Annotated in this window: 19 protein-coding genes; all 19 read left to right on the plus strand. The window is 59.7% G+C overall.

All coding sequences use genetic code 11. The features are described 5' to 3' along the window. Positions 1-208: 208 nt before the first annotated feature. The 19 genes from ACYBHZ_RS09600 (at position 209) to ACYBHZ_RS09690 (ending at position 17296) form a co-directional block, all read left to right on the plus strand. A complete protein-coding gene (locus ACYBHZ_RS09600; protein ID WP_460274048.1) occupies positions 209-1330 on the plus strand; it encodes a hydrogenase small subunit in 1122 nt (373 codons plus the stop codon). A 3-nt stretch (positions 1331-1333) separates the two neighbouring features. Beyond that, positions 1334-3124, plus strand: a complete 1791-nt coding sequence (locus ACYBHZ_RS09605) for a nickel-dependent hydrogenase large subunit (RefSeq protein WP_460274049.1) — start codon at positions 1334-1336, stop codon at positions 3122-3124. 14 nt (positions 3125-3138) lie between these two features. Further along, positions 3139-3339 (plus strand): hypothetical protein, encoded by a 201-nt coding sequence (locus ACYBHZ_RS09610; RefSeq protein WP_460274050.1) that lies wholly within the window; start codon positions 3139-3141, stop codon positions 3337-3339. Between the two features lie 2 nt (positions 3340-3341). Then, the gene (gene cybH / locus ACYBHZ_RS09615; RefSeq protein WP_460274051.1) at positions 3342-4124 is read left to right on the plus strand and encodes a Ni/Fe-hydrogenase, b-type cytochrome subunit; all 783 of its coding nucleotides are present in this window, start codon (positions 3342-3344) and stop codon (positions 4122-4124) included. A gap of 305 nt (positions 4125-4429) precedes the next feature. Then, entirely contained in the window at positions 4430-5038 is a 609-nt protein-coding gene (locus tag ACYBHZ_RS09620; protein ID WP_460274052.1) for a HyaD/HybD family hydrogenase maturation endopeptidase, read from the plus strand. 1 nt (position 5039) lies between these two features. Beyond that, positions 5040-5360 (plus strand): HypC/HybG/HupF family hydrogenase formation chaperone, encoded by a 321-nt coding sequence (locus ACYBHZ_RS09625; protein ID WP_460274053.1) that lies wholly within the window; start codon positions 5040-5042, stop codon positions 5358-5360. Continuing rightward, positions 5357-5743, plus strand: a complete 387-nt coding sequence (locus tag ACYBHZ_RS09630; RefSeq protein WP_460274054.1) for a hydrogenase accessory protein — start codon at positions 5357-5359, stop codon at positions 5741-5743. The genes ACYBHZ_RS09625 and ACYBHZ_RS09630 overlap by 4 nt, the downstream gene beginning before the upstream one ends. Before the next feature lie 12 nt (positions 5744-5755). Beyond that, positions 5756-6595, plus strand: a complete 840-nt coding sequence (locus ACYBHZ_RS09635; RefSeq protein WP_460274055.1) for a hydrogenase expression/formation protein — start codon at positions 5756-5758, stop codon at positions 6593-6595. Beyond that, positions 6592-7446 (plus strand): [NiFe]-hydrogenase assembly chaperone HybE, encoded by an 855-nt coding sequence (gene hybE / locus ACYBHZ_RS09640; RefSeq protein ID WP_460274056.1) that lies wholly within the window; start codon positions 6592-6594, stop codon positions 7444-7446. The genes ACYBHZ_RS09635 and hybE overlap by 4 nt, the downstream gene beginning before the upstream one ends. A gap of 3 nt (positions 7447-7449) precedes the next feature. Then, entirely contained in the window at positions 7450-8334 is an 885-nt protein-coding gene (locus tag ACYBHZ_RS09645; protein WP_460274057.1) for a hydrogenase expression/formation protein HupK, read from the plus strand. Further along, positions 8327-8668 carry a hydrogenase maturation nickel metallochaperone HypA gene (gene hypA, locus ACYBHZ_RS09650; RefSeq protein WP_460274058.1) on the plus strand — a complete coding sequence of 114 codons (342 nt, stop codon included), beginning with the start codon at positions 8327-8329 and terminating at the stop codon, positions 8666-8668. Before ACYBHZ_RS09645 ends, hypA begins: the two co-directional genes overlap by 8 nt. Next, the gene (gene hypB / locus ACYBHZ_RS09655; protein WP_460274059.1) at positions 8668-9525 is read left to right on the plus strand and encodes a hydrogenase nickel incorporation protein HypB; all 858 of its coding nucleotides are present in this window, start codon (positions 8668-8670) and stop codon (positions 9523-9525) included. The genes hypA and hypB overlap by 1 nt, the downstream gene beginning before the upstream one ends. A gap of 2 nt (positions 9526-9527) precedes the next feature. After that, positions 9528-11018 (plus strand): sigma-54-dependent transcriptional regulator, encoded by a 1491-nt coding sequence (locus tag ACYBHZ_RS09660; RefSeq protein ID WP_460274060.1) that lies wholly within the window; start codon positions 9528-9530, stop codon positions 11016-11018. 3 nt (positions 11019-11021) lie between these two features. Continuing rightward, positions 11022-11321 carry a HypC/HybG/HupF family hydrogenase formation chaperone gene (gene hypC / locus ACYBHZ_RS09665; protein WP_460274061.1) on the plus strand — a complete coding sequence of 100 codons (300 nt, stop codon included), beginning with the start codon at positions 11022-11024 and terminating at the stop codon, positions 11319-11321. Beyond that, complete coding sequence (hypD, locus tag ACYBHZ_RS09670) at positions 11318-12460, plus strand: hydrogenase formation protein HypD (protein ID WP_460274062.1); 1143 nt, start codon at positions 11318-11320, stop codon at positions 12458-12460. Before hypC ends, hypD begins: the two co-directional genes overlap by 4 nt. Before the next feature lie 52 nt (positions 12461-12512). Then, positions 12513-13538: a hydrogenase expression/formation protein HypE gene (gene hypE, locus ACYBHZ_RS09675; RefSeq protein ID WP_460274063.1), complete on the plus strand. Its 1026-nt coding sequence runs from the start codon at positions 12513-12515 to the stop codon at positions 13536-13538. A gap of 135 nt (positions 13539-13673) precedes the next feature. After that, positions 13674-15260, plus strand: coding sequence for a gamma-glutamyltransferase family protein (locus tag ACYBHZ_RS09680; protein ID WP_460274064.1), 1587 nt, complete (start codon positions 13674-13676; stop codon positions 15258-15260). Positions 15261-15570: 310 nt separating this feature from the next. Beyond that, entirely contained in the window at positions 15571-16632 is a 1062-nt protein-coding gene (locus ACYBHZ_RS09685; protein ID WP_460274065.1) for a methionine ABC transporter ATP-binding protein, read from the plus strand. Beyond that, complete coding sequence (locus ACYBHZ_RS09690) at positions 16622-17296, plus strand: methionine ABC transporter permease (RefSeq protein ID WP_460274066.1); 675 nt, start codon at positions 16622-16624, stop codon at positions 17294-17296. The genes ACYBHZ_RS09685 and ACYBHZ_RS09690 overlap by 11 nt, the downstream gene beginning before the upstream one ends. The last annotated feature ends 4 nt before the right edge of the window (positions 17297-17300 follow it).

Below are 17300 nucleotides of genomic sequence, written 5' to 3' on the forward strand. Positions count from 1 at the left end.
TCGGTGTTCTTGCGGTTAGTCGCTTCCCGCCTTGTGAGGGCTCAACTCCGTCATCTTTTTGAATCTAATGTAAAAATAAGACACGACAGTTTGTCGCGCTCTGTTTGTTTTACGCGCTTCTCCCGGCGAGACTGAGGATCGAGGCATTGTAGCCATCGCATTCGCAAGTGGCCTTAGGGCCCAACCGCTCGATAAGGGAGGACGCACTTTGACCGAGGCATCGACAACAGAAACCAATGGTCAGATCGAGACGTTTTACGACGTCATGCGCCGACAGGGGATCACCCGTCGGTCTTTCATGAAATACTGCTCTCTGACAGCGGCCGCACTGGGGCTGTCCCCGGCGTTCGTCCCAAAAATCTCCCATGCGATGGAGACCAAACCGCGCACGCCGGTGATCTGGGTCCACGGGTTGGAATGCACCTGTTGTTCGGAAAGCTTCATCCGCTCCGCGCACCCTCTGGCGAAGGACGTGGTGCTGTCGATGATTTCTCTCGACTACGACGACACACTCATGGCAGCCGCCGGGCATCATGCAGAAGCAGCCCTCGAAGAGACCATCGAGAAATACAAAGGCAATTACATTCTCGCCGTTGAGGGCAACCCGCCGCTCAATGAAGACGGGATGTTCTGCATCATTGGCGGGAAGCCCTTTGTCGAGCAGCTTAAACATGCTGCAGAACATGCCAAAGCGATCATCAGCTGGGGGGCCTGTGCCTCCTATGGCTGTGTGCAGGCCGCAAAGCCCAATCCGACCCGCGCCACGCCAGTGCACAAGGTCATCACCGACAAGCCGATCATCAAAGTGCCGGGTTGCCCGCCGATTGCCGAGGTCATGACGGGGGTGATCACCTATATGCTGACCTTTGACCGTTTGCCGACGCTCGATCGTCAGGGCCGTCCGGCGATGTTCTATTCTCAGCGTATTCATGACAAATGCTACCGCCGTCCGCACTTTGATGCGGGTCAGTTTGTCGAAGCCTGGGACGACGAGAACGCGCGCAAAGGGTACTGCCTCTACAAGATGGGCTGCAAAGGCCCGACCACCTACAACGCCTGCTCGACCGTGCGTTGGAATGAGGGCGTATCCTTCCCTATCCAATCGGGTCACGGCTGTATCGGCTGCTCGGAAGACGGGTTCTGGGATCAGGGCTCTTTCTATGACCGCGTGACCGACCTGACGCAGTTCGGGGTTGAGGCCAATGCCGACAAGATCGGGATTGCTGCTGCCGGTGTGGTGGGGGCGGGTGTCGCTGCTCACGCCGCCGTTTCCGCGCTGAAAACCGCGCAACGCAAAGTCCAAGACAATAAGAAGAAAGAAGAGGCGTAACCGATGGTCAGCACTCCGAACGGTTTCAATCTCGACAACACCGGCCAGCGGATCGTCGTCGACCCGGTGACCCGGATCGAGGGTCACATGCGCTGTGAAGTGAACGTCGATGAGAACGGCGTGATCCGCAACGCGGTCTCCACCGGCACCATGTGGCGCGGTCTCGAAGTGATCCTCAAAGGTCGTGATCCGCGCGACGCTTGGGCCTTTACCGAGCGCATCTGCGGCGTGTGCACCGGCACCCACGCGTTGACCTCTGTCCGCTCGGTCGAGGATGCTCTGGGCATTCAAATCCCGGACAACGCCAACTCGATCCGGAACATGATGCAGCTTGCGCTGCAAATCCACGATCACATCGTCCACTTTTACCATCTGCATGCCCTCGACTGGGTGAACCCTGTGAATGCCTTGAAGGCGGATCCCAAGGCCACCTCCGAGCTGCAGCAGGCGGTTTCGCCATCGCACCCGAACTCCTCCCCGGGCTATTTCCGCGATGTGCAAAACCGCCTGAAGAAATTCATCGAGAGCGGTCAGCTTGGTCTGTTCAAGAACGGCTATTGGGACAATCCGGCCTATAAACTGCCGCCGGAAGCGGACCTGATGGCGACGACCCACTATCTGGAGGCGCTCGATCTTCAGAAAGAAGTGGTGAAAATCCACACCATCTTCGGCGGTAAAAACCCGCACCCGAACTGGTTGGTGGGCGGCGTGCCATGCCCGATCAACGTCGATGGCGTGGGCGGTGTCGGCGCGATCAATATGGAACGTCTGAACATGGTTCAGTCGATCATCCAGCAAACGCTTGAGTTCAACCGCAACGTCTATATCCCGGATGTGATCGCCATCGGCGGGTTCTATAAGAACTGGCTCTATGGCGGCGGTCTGTCGTCCCAAGCCTGTCTGGCTTACGGCGATATTCCGGAGCATCCGAACGATTTCTCGCCGGAGCAACTGCACCTGCCGCGCGGCGCGATCATCAACGGTGATCTGTCGACCGTCTATGATGTCGATCCGCGTGACCCGGAACAGGTTCAGGAATTCGTGGATCACAGCTGGTACACCTACGGGGAGCCGGGCAAAGGCCTGCACCCGTGGGACGGTATCACTGAGCCGAAATACGAGCTTGGTCCGAACGCGAAAGGCACCCGTACCAACATCAAGGAACTGGATGAGGCTGCGAAATACAGCTGGATCAAGGCGCCGCGTTGGAAAGGTCATGCGATGGAAGTCGGGCCGCTCGCCCGCTACATCATCGGCTACGCGAAAGGTCATGAGGACATCAAAGGGCAGGTCGATGGGCTGCTCAAGACGATGGACCTGCCGTTCGACGCGCTGTTCTCGACGCTGGGCCGTACTGCAGCGCGTGCGCTTGAATCCGAGTATTGCTCGCGCTTGCAACAACACTTCTTCGACAAGCTGATCACCAATATCAAAAACGGCGACAGCTCGACGGCGAATGTCGAGAAATGGGACCCGAGCACTTGGCCCGCCGAAGCGAAAGGCGTCGGCATGACCGAAGCGCCGCGTGGCGCTCTGGGGCACTGGATCAAGATCAAGGACGGCCGCATCGAGAACTATCAATGCGTCGTGCCGACCACTTGGAACGGCAGCCCGCGCGACAGTCAGGGCAATATCGGCGCCTTTGAGGCCTCGCTTCTGGACACGCCGATGGAGCGTCCGGAAGAGCCGGTCGAGATCCTGCGCACGCTGCACAGTTTTGATCCGTGCCTTGCCTGTTCGACCCACGTCATGTCGCCCGATGGCGATGAGCTGACCACCGTGAAAGTCCGTTAAGGGAGGAATTGTCCATGAAATCTCGTATTGTGATCGCTTCGATCGTGGCCTCTGTGCCGGCCACGCCGATGCTGGCTCATGACGGACATGCCGTTCTGCCGGGGGCGCATGGCCACGCTGAAGCGCACGCTGTCATGGCCGTTGTGGCCGCTGTGGCGATCTGGCTGGTTGCCTCGTCGTTCAAGGCATGGACCGCCAAGCGCAAGGAAGAGTGAAGATGTCGGATCAGGACGCGATTCACCATCCGAACCCGAATATGCCGCTGCCGCTTGAGGCGTCGCGGCTGACTGGGGATGCGCGAGACTCTGATATCGAGAGCATCCGCAACCAGACCTCGGTCTTCGTCTACGAATGGCCAGTGCGCGTATGGCATTGGGTCAACGCTCTGGCGATCACCATCCTCTGTGTGACGGGGTGGTTCATCGCCTCTCCGTTGCCGTCGATGCAGATCGCTGAGGCCACGCATCAGTTCGTCATGGGCTATATCCGTTTCGCGCATTTCGCGGCGGGGATGATCGTGACGGTGGGCTTCTTCGGGCGCATTTACTGGGCCTTCGTTGGCAATCACCATGCCAAACAGCTGTTCTACATCCCGGTGTGGAAAAAGCGCTGGTGGAAAGAGGTCGTGTTCGAACTGCGCTGGTATGGCTTTCTTGAGAAAGAGCCGAAGAAATACGTGGGTCACAACCCGCTGGCGCAAACCGCCATGTTCTTCTTTATGACAATCGGCCTGACATTCATGATCCTGACCGGCTGGGCGCTCTATTCCGAAGGCACGGGGCAGGGCAGCTTTGCCGACCATGCCGCAGGTTGGGTTTTGACGCTCTTTGGCAACAGCCAGATCGTGCATTCCGTGCATCATCTTGGCATGTGGTTCATCGTGGTGTTCATGATCATCCACATCTATGCCGCCATTCGCGAAGACATCCTGTCGCGTCAGTCGATGGTGTCGACGATGATTTCGGGCACGCGGACGTTCAAGGACACCCGCCCGGAATAACGGCGAGTCAGAGCAGACATTTTGGAAAGGCGGAGCGTTGCTTCGCCTTTTCTGTATTTTTTGTTTCCGATTTTTTAAATTTTTGGAAATCTATCTTTCACTTTAGTTGTCATTGCTCGCCCCCTGGTGCCGAAAAACACAGTCTTTTTCGCAGCTTAAATGTATCCCGTTGTATTCTAAAATTTGTGTGTGAGCGCAAAACAGAAGGTTTACGATCAACGGACGGAAATATCGGAAACTAACCATCCACCTTTCGACAGACGCAAAAGCGCAAGGATGTGGATGGCAAATGCGGAGGAGAGCGGATGGGCGCACAGGTTCTTGTCCTTGGGATCGGAAACGTTCTTTGGGCGGATGAAGGCTTTGGCGTGCGGTGTGTCGAGACACTGGCTCAGACACATGCCTTTGGTCCGGAGGTCAAACTTCTCGATGGTGGCACGCAAGGGCTCTATCTTTTGCCGTTCCTTGAAGAGGTGGACACGCTTTTGGTGTTCGATGCTGTGGATTACGGTCTTGAACCCGGAACGCTGAAAATCGTTGAGGATGACGATGTGCCGGCCTTCATGGGCGCCAAGAAGATGTCGCTGCATCAGACGGGCTTTCAGGACGTGATCGCCACGGCGCAACTCATGGACTATTGCCCCGAAAAGCTGATCCTGATCGGGTGCCAGCCCGAAGAGATCGAAGATTACGGCGGAGGGCTGCGTGATGTCGTTGCCGCCCAGATCGCGCCTGCGATTGAGATCGCGATCGAAAAACTGCGCGGGCTTGGTGTCGAGGTGCGCGAAGGTCGGACCGAGAGCAATGATCTGGCCGATCCCTCGATCTTGCGTTCGGCCTATGAAGACGGTCGCCCGTCCGAAGAAGATGCTTGCCGCGTCGGCGATCACCGTTTCCTGCCGCAGGACGCCTGAGATGTGCGTCGGTATCCCTATGAAAATCCTTTTTGGTGAAGATCTTGCCGCAACGGCGAGTGACGGAAAGCAACACCATCTGATCGACCTTGCTTTGACTGGTCCGCTTGAGCCGGGCACATGGGTTTTGACCTTTCTCGGGACCGCTCGCGAAGTGCTGAGCGAGGCAGAAGCTCTCAAAATCAAAGATGCACTGGGTGGACTTGCCGCCCTTATGGAGGGGCGTGAGTTGGGAGATGCCTTCGCCGATCTCGACAACCGCGAACCACAATTGCCGCCGCATCTTCAGGCGGCGCTGGACAAAGGGAACACCACCGCATGAGCCATCCGTTGATAGACCGCCTGACCACGGAGCTGGGCTGGGCTCTGTTGGAGAATGATCACGATGTGGCGGAGTTCGCCTCGCGTCCGGGCATGCATGTCCTGTTCGTACCGGGTGACGCCAAGCGCAATCTGGAGACCGCCGACGTGGCCGTGATCTTGCCGGAACTCAAGATCGCCTTTCAGGGCAAATTTGACTGCGCTGTCGTCAGCGATGCGATCGAGACCGAGCTGCGCGAGGCAACACGTATCCTGAAAACCCCCTCGCTGCTTTTCTATCGCGATGGCGCTTTTCTCGCGGGCATTCCGAAGGTGCGCGACTGGGACGATTACATGAACCGTATCGCGCAGATTCTGGCGATGCCGACGCCTGAAGCGGTCTAAGGGAGACAGAAGATGGTCAACAATTTCCAACTGCCGCCGATGGGGTTCGGACCGGGCTCGCAGCCGCCGGAAGAAGACGGCGCAGAGCTTGAATATATGCCGATGCCGCAGGACATGCGAACCTATACAACGCATCTGCCCGAGGTCGAGGTGACCGACAATCTGCGTCCGGCGCTTGATCTTTTGGGCAAGATTTCAATTGCTTGCGAACAGGCTGCGACGGGTGCTGCCGTCGCGCCCTTCGATCTTTCCGTGCTTGATGAGGCCAATCGTGCGCTGATCGGGGAGACGATGGGCGCAGGCGAAGTGGCCATGAAACTCCAAGGCATCCCGGCCATCAAGGTTCAGGAAAGCGTGTTTGCTGGTGTCTGGCTTCTGCACGGGGTTGGGCTGGATGCGATTGAGGTCGCCCCCGTGCCGCAGATGGCTTTGTCTCGTGCCTTTGAGCCGATGCGCGCCGGGCAAGGCGTTGGTGCGCCGCGCAACCCCGCCGTGGTCAACGCGCCGCCGCTTTTGGTCGAGCTTGAGGACAAATCCAAAGGCTACACCCCCGGTGCAGAGCCGCATGTGATCAACCTGACGCTGTTGCCGCATACGGAAGAAGACCTCGTTTGGCTGGATGTCGCCTTGGGGCAGGGTTCTACCGATATTTTGTCACGCGGTTACGGCAATTGCCGGGTGACTGCGACGGCCTTGCCGCAGGTTTGGCGGGTGCAGTTTTTCAACTCGATGGACACGCTGATCCTCGACACATTCGAGGTGACGACCATGCCGGAAGTGGCCTTGGCCGCGCGTGAGGATCTCGCGGACAGTGCCGAGCGTCTGCGTGAGGTTTTGGAGGCCATTCGATGATCGAGCAGGCGAAGACCATCGGTTTCGAGGGCTCCTATCTCGGCGCTCAGGACAAAATCTCTGATCAGGCGATCATGGAGTGTAAAATCTGTTGGACCCCCTACGATCCAGCGGAGGGCGACGATACCCGTCAGGTCCTGCCGGGAACGCCGTTTCGGGCGCTGCCGGAAGATTGGAAATGCCCGAACTGCGATGCGCCGAAAGAGCAATTCCTTGTCTCTGACGATCCCGGTTCCGACGCCATGCTTGCGGCGGCGCGGCTTGCCCGCAAGACGGAAGCCTTGGTGCGAGATTTCACAGAGGTCTGGCACGCGAAAATGCGGGACGTTCCGATTGTGAATAAGGTTCTGCATGTTCAGGCGGTCGGCTTTGTCGAGCATGAAGGGCGCCCGCTTGGCGTCCTGATTTCCCCGTGGTTCATGAACCTCATTCAGCTGCCTGCTGAGAGTGAGACTTGGGACGCTTTGACGGCTGGAGAAAAAGAAGTCTTGTGTTTCCCGTCGGGTGAGTATGAATTTATTCATAACACGCGCGAGCAAACCGGTGGGTACAAAGCCTGTTCCCTGTTCTCTCCGATGGGCGAGTTCAAGACACAGGCGCAGGCCGTCGATGTGGCGAAAGCCGTTATGGTTGCCTTGTTCCAAGAGGAGCATCGTGCGGAAACGGACCGCAGTGCCGATATTCGGGCCGCGCGCGAGCAGGCCCTTGAGGAGGAGGCGGCTGCGGAGCGAGAGGCGCTTGAGGAGGCCGAGCGCGCAGAGGAGCTTGCCACAGCGCCGACACGGCGTCAGGTTCTGACGGCCGGAATGAGCGATGTTCGGGATGCCTCAACGGACGAGGAGACTGAGTAAACAATGCCTGACGCCACCCCTGACAGAGAGGTTCTGAGCGCCATGTTGCCCCCGGCTCCGCCGGTGGCGCGATTGGCGGTCGGCAAGCCTGTCGATGCGGTGGTGGCCCTGATCCCGCGCCTGTTTAACCTGTGCCGCGGGGCGCAGGACGTGGCTATCAGGATGGCTCTGGGTCTGGAGGTCGATCCGAAACTGGAAGCCACGCTTGCTGAGGATTTCATCCGAGATCATCTGGTGCGTCTCGGGATCATCCTGCCGCGCCAGCTTGGGCTTGAATCGCTTCGCGTGGGACTGGGCGCGCGCGCACTTCTGCCGAAGCATATGCCGGAGACGGAAAGGGAGCTTGAGAGGTTTCTCAAAGAAGATGCCGGTTTTGCGCCCGTTCTGCGCCGGATCGATGCGCGGTTTGCACCCTATGAGGCGACGGCGGATGTTCCTGCGCTGACCGAAGACCTGGTGACGCAGGCTGTTGCTTGTGAAAATTCGGTCGCGGCGCGTCATAGTGAACATCCGCTGATGCAGGTTATTGAGCAATGCCGGGGCCGTGGACCATTGTGGCGCACAGCGGCGCGGATGCTGGATATGGAAGCCTGTCTCAATTGCGAACTGCCTGAGCCGCTCCAGTTGGAGAATGGCTGGGTTGTGGTCCCGGCGTCGCGCGGAGCCTATGCCATGAGAGCAGAAGTAGCGGATGGGGTTGTAACACGTTTTGAACGGGTTACGCCGACCGATCACATGATGGCGCCGGGTGGCATCATGGCGCAGTCTCTTGCGGGACTACCGGAAGAAAAACATGGGCTGGCGCAGCTTTTGATCGATGTGATCGATCCTTGCAGCCCGGTGATTTTGAGTGGCGGCTCGAATAGGGAAGGGCGCGCAGATGCATGAAATGTCCTTGTGCGAAGGCATCCGCTCCGTGATCGAAGATGCTGCCGTCAAAAATGGGTTTTCCAGCGTGAAAGCCGTGCGCGTCGAGATCGGGAAATTCGCGGGGGTGGAGAAGCCCGCGCTTGAGTTTGCGTTCGATGTCGTGATGCGCGGCTCTGTTGCCGAAGGCGCAACGCTTGAGATGATCGACTTGCCGGGATCGGCCATGTGCTACGACTGCATGAAGCAAGTCGAAATTGAGAATAGGCTCGACCTTTGCCCGATCTGTGGCGGTGGCAAGCTGATGCCCGTCGGGGGCGATGAAATGCGGATCAAGGACTTGGAGGTGCTCTGATGTGTACTGTATGTGGATGCGGAACGGCGAGTGTGGAAGGGCATGCGCATGATCATGACCACGATCATGAGCACAGCCATGAGCATGGACATCACCATCATGACCTCGATCACCACCACCATCACCACAGCGGCGATGACATGCATTTCGGCCATGGCCCCGCAGGCGTCGAAGTGCCCGGCATGTCACAGGAGCGGTTGATCGAGCTTGAAACCAATATTCTGGCGAAAAACGACCGCTACGCCGATGCGAACCGTGTGGCCTTGAACGCGCTTGGCTCTTTCGCGGTCAACCTCGTTTCCTCTCCCGGCTCCGGTAAGACAACGCTTCTGTGCAAAACCATCGAAATGCTCGGCGACCAGCCGCTCGCCGTGATCGAAGGCGATCAACAGACCGCCAATGATGCCGAACGCATCCGTGCGACCGGCGCAAAAGCGGTACAGGTCAACACCGGCAAGGGCTGTCACCTCGACGGGCATATGGTGGGCCATGCGATGGAACATCTGACGCTTGAACCGAACGCCATGCTCTTCATCGAAAACGTCGGCAACCTCGTGTGCCCGGCGGGCTTCGATCTTGGCGAAGATTGCAAGGTTGCGGTGATCTCCGTCACCGAAGGCGAAGACAAGCCGCTCAAATACCCGGACATGTTCACCGTGTCCGAGATCGCCCTGCTCAACAAGGTCGATCTGGCGCCGTATTGCGACGTCGATCTTGATCTCTACGAGGCCAACCTGCGCCGGATCAATCCGGGGATCGAGATTATCCGCATTTCCGCCCGCACGGGGGAAGGCATGGAAGCTTGGGTCGAGTGGCTGCGCAATCGCCTTGCCGCGAAACCGGCTGCTCAGAGCTGATCATGGCCGACACGCTGCCCACGATCCTCCTTGTTGATGACGAGGAACACAGCCTCTCGGCCATGCGCATGGCGCTCGAAGATGACTTCGAGTGCCTGACGGCGCTTAACGCCGAGGAAGCACGCGCGCTCATGGAGGAGCATTTCGTGCAGGTGATCTTCTGCGATCACCGTATGCCGGGGACGACGGGTGTCGAGTTCCTGACCCAAGTGCGCGAGTTGTGGCCGGAGACCGTTCGGATCATCATCACGGGCTACACGGAGACCGGGGACATGATTTCCGCGATCAACGATGCCGGGATTTATCAGTTCCTGACCAAGCCTTGGCATCCCGACCATCTTCTGATGGTCGCGAAAAACGCGACCGATCTGTTCCACCTGACCCGCGAACATGACCGCATGTCTTTGGAGATGCGCTATCTGTCGCGTTCCGTCGAAGCCAAGATCGAAGAACAGCGCAAAGCGCTCCGCGAAGGGCTAGGGTTCGAGGCTGTGCTGCGCGCGGGCAACTCGCCGATGAACGCCGTGATCGAACAGGCGCGACAGTTTGCGACCTTTGATGTGCCTGTCGTTCTGACCGGGGAGTGTGGCACCGGCAAACGTCATCTGGCGCGGGCGATGCACTATAGCTCGCTGCGGTCTGACAGGCCTTATTTCGAATTCGACTGCTCTTCTGTCGATGACGATATACTTGAGATCGAACTTTTCGGTGCCCGGCGCGGGGCGTTGCCCGGCGTGTCGAGCCACAAGGCCGGGCTGTTTCAAAAGGCGGATCGCGGGACGCTTTACCTGTCTGGCGTGTCCAACCTGTCGCCCCGGTTGCAGCTTTTGTTGCTCCGCGTGGCGCGCGATGGGACGTTCCGCCCTGTCGGTGGTCATGAAATGCGGCAGTCACAAGTGCGGCTCCTCACGGGGACTGAACGCGATTTGCGCGTTGAGGTGGCGGAAGGGCGGTTCAATGCCGAGCTCTACTATGCGCTCAACAAGGCGAACTTGACCGTTCCGCCACTGCGCGAGCGGTCTGGAGATCTTGGAATTCTGGCGCAAACGCTTTTGTTTGAATTGGCGGAGCAGCATGGCAAACCTGTCAACGGGCTGTCCGACGATGCGCTGCAATTCCTCTCGGAATATGACTGGCCCGGCAATATGCGTGAGCTTGAGAACGAGATCGTCCGTATGCTGATCTTCTCGCAAGACGCTTTGCTCGGACCTGAGCTTATCTCGCGCCACATTCTGCAGGCCAATCCGATTTCCGACGCGGAGCCGGAGCTGGCCGTGGATCGGGTGTTGATCGGGACGGGGACGCTTAAGGATCGGGTCGAGCTGATCGAAATGCGCATCCTGCGTGAAACGCTCACCCGCCTGAAATGGAACAAAAGCCGCGCCGCGAACGAGCTTGGCTTGTCGCGTGTCGGGTTGCGCGCCAAAATTGAACGCTACGGTCTGGCCGATCCCAAACGGCAAGATGAACACACAGCCACCGAAGAGGAGTAAGCCATGTGTCTGGGAATTCCGGGACAGATCGTTCAGATCACCGATGAGACGCGGATGATGGCTTTGGCCGATGTGTCTGGGGTGAAACGTGAGGTCAATATCGCGCCGGTTCTGACCGGGGCGATTGAGGATTTGATCGGCAAATGGGCTCTGATCCATGTCGGCTTCGCGATGGCGCTGATCGACGAGGAGGAAGCTGCCGCGACGCTTCAGGCTCTGCATGATCTCGGAGAGACGCAAGAGGCGCATGAGGCGATGGCGGCTGGCGATCAGGCGCTTGCGGGAACGGAGGCACGGGCATGAAATACGCCGAGGAGTTCCGCGACCCGAAAGCCGCCAAGGCACTTTTGGCCCGCATTGCCGAGTTGACCGACGAGATCGGTGCGACCAAGGAAAAGCCGGTCTACATCATGGAAATTTGCGGCGGGCACACCCATGCGATTTTCCGCTACGGTCTCGACAAGCTGACGCCTGACGGGATCGAGTTTATCCACGGGCCGGGCTGTCCGGTCTGCGTGCTGCCGATGGCGCGGGTCGATGAATGTGTCGAGATCGCCGAACGCCCGGAGGTGATTTTCACCACTTTTGGCGATGCGATGCGTGTGCCGGGCCAGAAGAAGTCGCTGATGCAGGCAAAGGCCGCCGGGGCTGACATCCGTATGGTCTATTCGCCGCTCGACGCGCTGGAACTGGCGCGCCGGAACCCAGACCGGGAGGTGGTGTTCTTTGGGCTGGGGTTCGAGACGACGACGCCTTCGACAGCCCTGTCGATCCAACAGGCGGCGCGCGAAGATCTCACCAACTTCTCGATCTTCTGCAATCACATCACCGTCCCGCCGCCCATCAAAGCGCTGCTCGATGACCCTCACATGTTGCTCGATGGCTTCGTCGGGCCGGGCCATGTGTCGATGGTGATCGGGACACATCCCTATGATTTCATTGCCGAGGACTATGGCAAACCCATCGTGGTCGCGGGGTTTGAACCGCTCGATCTGTTGCAATCGGTGATGATGGTCTTGGAGCAAATCCGCGATGGTCGGGCCGAGGTTGAAAACCAATACGCCCGCGTTGTTCCGGAGCATGGCAATCCGGTGTCTATGGCGGCGATCGAAGATGTCTATGAAATGCGTCCCTCTTTTGAATGGCGCGGGCTCGGTGAGATCGATCATTCCGGTCTGCGCATTCGGGAGAAATACCGCGCATTCGATGCCGAGGAGAAATTCGGGATCGGCTATGCGGCGGGGCTGCGCTCTGTGCAAGAGCCCGAAGGCTGCTCTTGTGGCGCGGTGATGACCGGTCGGCTCAAACCGACGGGGTGCCCGCAATTTGGCAAGGGCTGTACGCCGGAAATGCCTTTGGGCGCCTTGATGGTCAGTTCCGAGGGCGCCTGCGCGGCCTATTACCAATATGGCGGTGCCCGCGCGGCAGAAGCGGCTGAATAAACCTGCGCGGCGGTGATCGCCGCCTGCGTATCTGAGCAAGAAAGACAAAGACATGGCACTCAGGGATCAACATGTGACGCTCGCTCATGGTGGCGGCGGCAAGGCGATGCGCGATCTGATCGGCGAGGTCTTTACCTCCATTTTCGAACCGGAAAGCAGCGAGGATCAAGCGCGTCTCATGACGGAAGCGCTTCAGGAAGACGGCGCAAAGCTGGCCTTCACGACCGACAGTTTCGTGGTCGATCCCATTGAGTTTCCCGGCGGTGACATTGGCAAGATCGCGGTCTGCGGCACGGTCAACGATCTCGCCGTTGGCGGCGCGACGCCCCTGTGGCTCTCTGCGGCCTTTATCATTGAAGAGGGCACTGAGATCGCGCTTTTGCGACGCATCGTGGCTTCGATGAAATCGGAAGCCGAGAAGGCGGGGGTCAAGATCGTGACGGGCGACACCAAGGTCGTCGGGCGCGGGTCTGCTGACAAGGTCTTCGTCACGACCTCCGGTGTCGGAGTGATCCCACCGGGCCGCGATCTGCGTGCCGCCAAGGTCCAGCCGGGGGATGTGGCCATTGTGAACCATGTTCTGGGCGATCACGGCGCGGCTATTCTGGCGGCGCGCGGCGAAATGGCTTTGAGCGCCGATATTCCATCCGATTGTGCGGGCTTGGGGCATCTTATGGCGGCGGTCGCGGAAGCCTGTCCGTCATTGCGCTGCGCGCGCGATGCGACCCGTGGCGGTCTGGCCTCTGCACTCAACGAGATTGCGGCTGAGGCCGATGTGGCCGTGGAGATCGAAGAAGACGGCCTGCCGATCCGGGCCGAGGTCAAGGGCATGTGCGAAATTTTGGGCCTTGATCCTCTGTATCTTGCGAATGAGGGCACCTTGGTGCTTTTCGTTGCGCCCGAAGAGGTCGAGGCCGCTCTGGCCGCCATGCGCTCTGTCCCGGAAGGGCAGGGCGCGGTCGCCATTGGTCACGCCAAAGTCGCGGGACCCGGTCCGCGCGTGACGATGCGCACACTCTTTGGGGCGGGGCGGATCGTCGATATGCTCGTCGGCGAACAGCTCCCGCGGATTTGTTGAGTGCGTGCTCCGGGCATAGTTCTGCTCGCTTGAGCGGTTCCGCTCTTGATAATTTTACAACCTGTCGATTTCTTGGTGCTGTTCTTTTTTCCGGGATTGGCCACTTGGCTGCCCGAAGCGATCGGATGGTGAGACATGCTGCATTCAGCACTTGGATATAAAGGGGCGATGTCCGCCCCGCATCGCGCCGCCGCCTTGGCGGGGCGGGATATTCTTGAGGCGGGCGGGACGGCCATTGAGGCGATGGTCGCCGCAGCGGCTACAATCGCGGTCACCTATCCGCATATGAACGGCATTGGCGGAGACGGGTTCTGGATCATCCATCGCCCCGGTCAGGCACCTGTGGGTGTCTCGGCTTGCGGACAAGCGGCGGCTCTGGCCACGCCCGAATGGTATGCGGAACGTGGCTATACCGAGAACCTTCCGACGCGCGGAGGGATGGCGGCCCTCACAGCGCCCTGTACCATCCGGGGGTGGGATAAGGCCTTGTCGCTTGTGCCGGAGGCGCGCCGCCTGCCGTTGTCGACCTTGCTGGCGAATGCCATCGACTACGCGCAGAACGGCATGGCCGTGACCGGCAATCAATCCCGCACGACCGAAGAGAAACTCGACGGTCTGCGCGATGTGCCGGGCTTTGCCGATGTGTTCCTGACGGATGGCGGCGTGCCGCCCACTGGCCACTTGATGCGTCAACCCGCATTGGCACAGACCCTCAGGACGCTTGCTGAAAAGGGTCTCGACAGTTTCTACTCCGGCCCGATTGCCGAGGCGCACGCGCGTACCTTGGAGGCGGCGGGCAGCCCCTTGCGTCTTGCGGATTTCGAAGCCTGCGAAGCGGAGATCGTCACGCCTCTGACGGTCGAGACCTCGCATGGCAAGCTCTACAACATGATCGCCCCGACACAGGGCGTTGCTTCATTGATGATCCTCGCTCTGTTCGACCGGTTGGGCGTGACGGAAGGGGACAGTTTCGAGCATATCCACGGGCTCGTGGAGGCGACGAAACAGGCGTTTATCCAGCGCAATGCTGAGCTTGGTGACCCGCGCACGATGGGGGAGCCCGCGCAAAACTGGCTGGACGCGGACCGTCTCAATGCGATGACCGCGAATATCGACCGGAAGACCGCGCTCGATTGGCCCTATGAGCCGAAACAGGGCGACACGATCTGGATGGGCGCTGCCGATGCCGAGGGCACGGTCGTCAGTTTCATTCAAAGCGTCTATTGGGAATTTGGCTCCGGCGTGACCTGTTCGGAAACCGGTGTCTATTTTCAAAACCGTGGCGCGGGATTTTCGCTCACGCCCGGACCGAACCAGCTCTCCCCCGGCAAGCGCCCGTTCCATACGCTCAACCCGGCTCTCGCAGAACTGTCGGACGGGCGCGTTCTCGCCTATGGCACCATGGGCGGGGAGGGGCAGCCGCAGACGCAATCCGCCGTCTTCACCCGCTATGTGCAGTTCGGCATGGATTTGCAGGAAGCTGTCACCGCCCCGCGTTGGCTTTTGGGGCGGACATGGGGTGACGAGGCCACCTCGCTGAAACTCGAAGATCGCTTCGATCCCGCACTTGTCGCGTCGCTGAAGGCGGCAGGACATGATGTGGAACTCCTGCCGCCGTTCTCCGATCTGGCAGGCCATGCCGGTGCTGTTCTGCGCCATCCCGACGGGCTTTTGGAGGCGGCCAGTGATCCGCGCGCGGATGGGGCCGCCCTCAGCTACTGAGCCTGAGGTTTCTTGATCTGTTGCCGCTTCTGATCGGTGGTGTTGCGCCTTTTGTCCTTTGGGGCAGAAATGCGCAGCAGAGATTTGGGAAATCGCGCTGCTTGCATGAAGAAGAACAATGTTCCGCGCTGGCGTGGATTGGTGCGAAAACTGTGGCTGTGGCGGACCTTTTTGCGTACCCCGAGTGTGAAATCGGGCGGCTTTGGTAAATGTTTCTCCTGAGAACAGAGCGGATGTGCGGGGATAGGGCCTTGAACCTTTGGTCCAACTCCTGTCTACGGACGGCACGAATTCGTAAACTGGCGTGACCATGACCGAGAGTAAAACCAACGCGGCCTCCATCGTGTTCGACACGGTGGGCAAGGCCTATTCCAAGCCGGGCGGGGGCACCGTGACCGCGCTTGAAGACGTGTCTTTGACCGTGGAACCCGGTGCGATCACCGGGATCATCGGCCGATCCGGCGCGGGGAAATCGACGCTTTTGCGGATGGTCAACGGTTTGGAACGCCCGACATCGGGCCGTGTTCTGATCGGTCAGAACGATGTCGGTGCCGCCAAGGGCGCGGCGCTCCGTGCGATCCGGCGCGACGTCGGGATGATCTTCCAGCACTTCAATCTTTTGTCCTCGCGCACCGTGGCAGGCAACATCGCCTTGCCGCTCGAAATCGCCGGTGTGGCCTCGGACAAGATCAAGCCGCGTGTGGCGGAGTTAATCGACCGTGTAGGGCTGACCGCGCAGGCGGATCGCTACCCGGCTGAACTGTCCGGCGGTCAGAAACAGCGCGTCGGCATTGCCCGCGCTCTGGCGACCGAGCCGAAGGTTTTGCTGTCGGATGAGGCGACCTCCGCACTCGATCCCGAAACCACCCAGACGGTTCTCGAACTTCTGCGCGACATTAACCGTGATCTTGGTCTCACCGTTCTGCTCATCACCCACGAAATGGCCGTGGTGCGGGACATCGCGAGCCACGTGGCCGTGATCGACGGCGGGCGTATCGTTGAGGCGGGGCCGACCTATGACGTCTTCACCGCGCCGCAACATGCCACGACGCGCTCTTTCCTGTCGGGTGTGACGGGCGTGACCCTTCCGGCCTTCGTCAAACATAAGATGCAGGACACCCCGCCCACAAGCGGCGGTCAAGAGGTGATCCGCGTCACCTTTGCGGGCAAACATGCCACCGATCCGATGCTGGCGCTTTTGACCCGCGATCTCGGGATCGAGGTGAATATCCTTGCCGGTGCGGTCGAGGAAATCGGCGTGCACCCGTTTGGCAATCTTCTGGTCTCTCTTCCCGCCGAGCGCGGGGCGGAGGCACGGGCCTATCTCGAACGCCATGAGCTTTTGACGGAGGTGCTTGGCTATGTCAGCTAATCTTATCAACCTTCTGATCGAGGCCACCGGGCAGACGCTTTACATGGTGGCGATCTCCGCCTTCATCGGGACGGTCTTCGGCCTGCCTCTCGGCACCTATCTTGCCGTGTCGCAACGGGGTGAGCTTCTGTCCGCGCCGCTGGTGAACAAAGTGCTCGGCCTCGTCGTGAACGCGACGCGTTCCGTGCCTTTCATCATTCTCGTCGTCGCGATCATTCCCTTCACCCGGATCATCGCAGGCACCTCTATCGGGACCTCTGCGGCCATCGTGCCGTTGAGCATCGCCGCCATTCCCTTCATCGCGCGCCTGGTCGAAAACGCCATTCGCGAGGTTGAGGCCGGTCTCATTGAGGCGGCCCGCGCCATGGGCGCGACACCGTTCCAGATCATCCGCAAGGTTCTGATCCCGGAAGCGCTGCCGTCCATCACGCTTGGCCTGACCCTCGCCGTCGTGAGCCTGATCGGCTATTCTGCGATGGTCGGTGCGGTCGGCGGTGAAGGTCTTGGCGATCTCGGTATCCGCTACGGCTATCAACGGTTCATGCCTGATGTCATGGCCGTGGTGGTCGTCATTCTCATCGTCCTCGTCCAGCTCGTGCAATCCCTCGGAGAGTGGATCGCCGCCAAAGTGGACAAACGCGCGCCCAAAGGGCGTGGCCAATAACCGC

Source organism: Celeribacter sp. ULVN23_4 (assembly GCF_054788345.1).

Excerpts from the sequence above, each read along its gene's own strand:
- ACYBHZ_RS09605 (WP_460274049.1), top strand. The coding sequence starts at position 1,334 with ATGGTCAGCACTCCGAACGGTTTCAATCTCGACAACACCGGCCAGCGG.
- ACYBHZ_RS09610 (WP_460274050.1), top strand. The coding sequence starts at position 3,139 with ATGAAATCTCGTATTGTGATCGCTTCGATCGTGGCCTCTGTGCCGGCC.
- cybH (WP_460274051.1), top strand. The coding sequence starts at position 3,342 with ATGTCGGATCAGGACGCGATTCACCATCCGAACCCGAATATGCCGCTG.
- ACYBHZ_RS09620 (WP_460274052.1), top strand. The coding sequence starts at position 4,430 with ATGGGCGCACAGGTTCTTGTCCTTGGGATCGGAAACGTTCTTTGGGCG.
- ACYBHZ_RS09625 (WP_460274053.1), top strand. The coding sequence starts at position 5,040 with ATGTGCGTCGGTATCCCTATGAAAATCCTTTTTGGTGAAGATCTTGCC.
- ACYBHZ_RS09630 (WP_460274054.1), top strand. The coding sequence starts at position 5,357 with ATGAGCCATCCGTTGATAGACCGCCTGACCACGGAGCTGGGCTGGGCT.
- ACYBHZ_RS09635 (WP_460274055.1), top strand. The coding sequence starts at position 5,756 with ATGGTCAACAATTTCCAACTGCCGCCGATGGGGTTCGGACCGGGCTCG.
- hybE (WP_460274056.1), top strand. The coding sequence starts at position 6,592 with ATGATCGAGCAGGCGAAGACCATCGGTTTCGAGGGCTCCTATCTCGGC.
- ACYBHZ_RS09645 (WP_460274057.1), top strand. The coding sequence starts at position 7,450 with ATGCCTGACGCCACCCCTGACAGAGAGGTTCTGAGCGCCATGTTGCCC.
- hypA (WP_460274058.1), top strand. The coding sequence starts at position 8,327 with ATGCATGAAATGTCCTTGTGCGAAGGCATCCGCTCCGTGATCGAAGAT.
- hypB (WP_460274059.1), top strand. The coding sequence starts at position 8,668 with ATGTGTACTGTATGTGGATGCGGAACGGCGAGTGTGGAAGGGCATGCG.
- ACYBHZ_RS09660 (WP_460274060.1), top strand. The coding sequence starts at position 9,528 with ATGGCCGACACGCTGCCCACGATCCTCCTTGTTGATGACGAGGAACAC.
- hypC (WP_460274061.1), top strand. The coding sequence starts at position 11,022 with ATGTGTCTGGGAATTCCGGGACAGATCGTTCAGATCACCGATGAGACG.
- hypD (WP_460274062.1), top strand. The coding sequence starts at position 11,318 with ATGAAATACGCCGAGGAGTTCCGCGACCCGAAAGCCGCCAAGGCACTT.
- hypE (WP_460274063.1), top strand. The coding sequence starts at position 12,513 with ATGGCACTCAGGGATCAACATGTGACGCTCGCTCATGGTGGCGGCGGC.
- ACYBHZ_RS09680 (WP_460274064.1), top strand. The coding sequence starts at position 13,674 with ATGCTGCATTCAGCACTTGGATATAAAGGGGCGATGTCCGCCCCGCAT.
- ACYBHZ_RS09685 (WP_460274065.1), top strand. The coding sequence starts at position 15,571 with ATGACCGAGAGTAAAACCAACGCGGCCTCCATCGTGTTCGACACGGTG.
- ACYBHZ_RS09690 (WP_460274066.1), top strand. The coding sequence starts at position 16,622 with ATGTCAGCTAATCTTATCAACCTTCTGATCGAGGCCACCGGGCAGACG.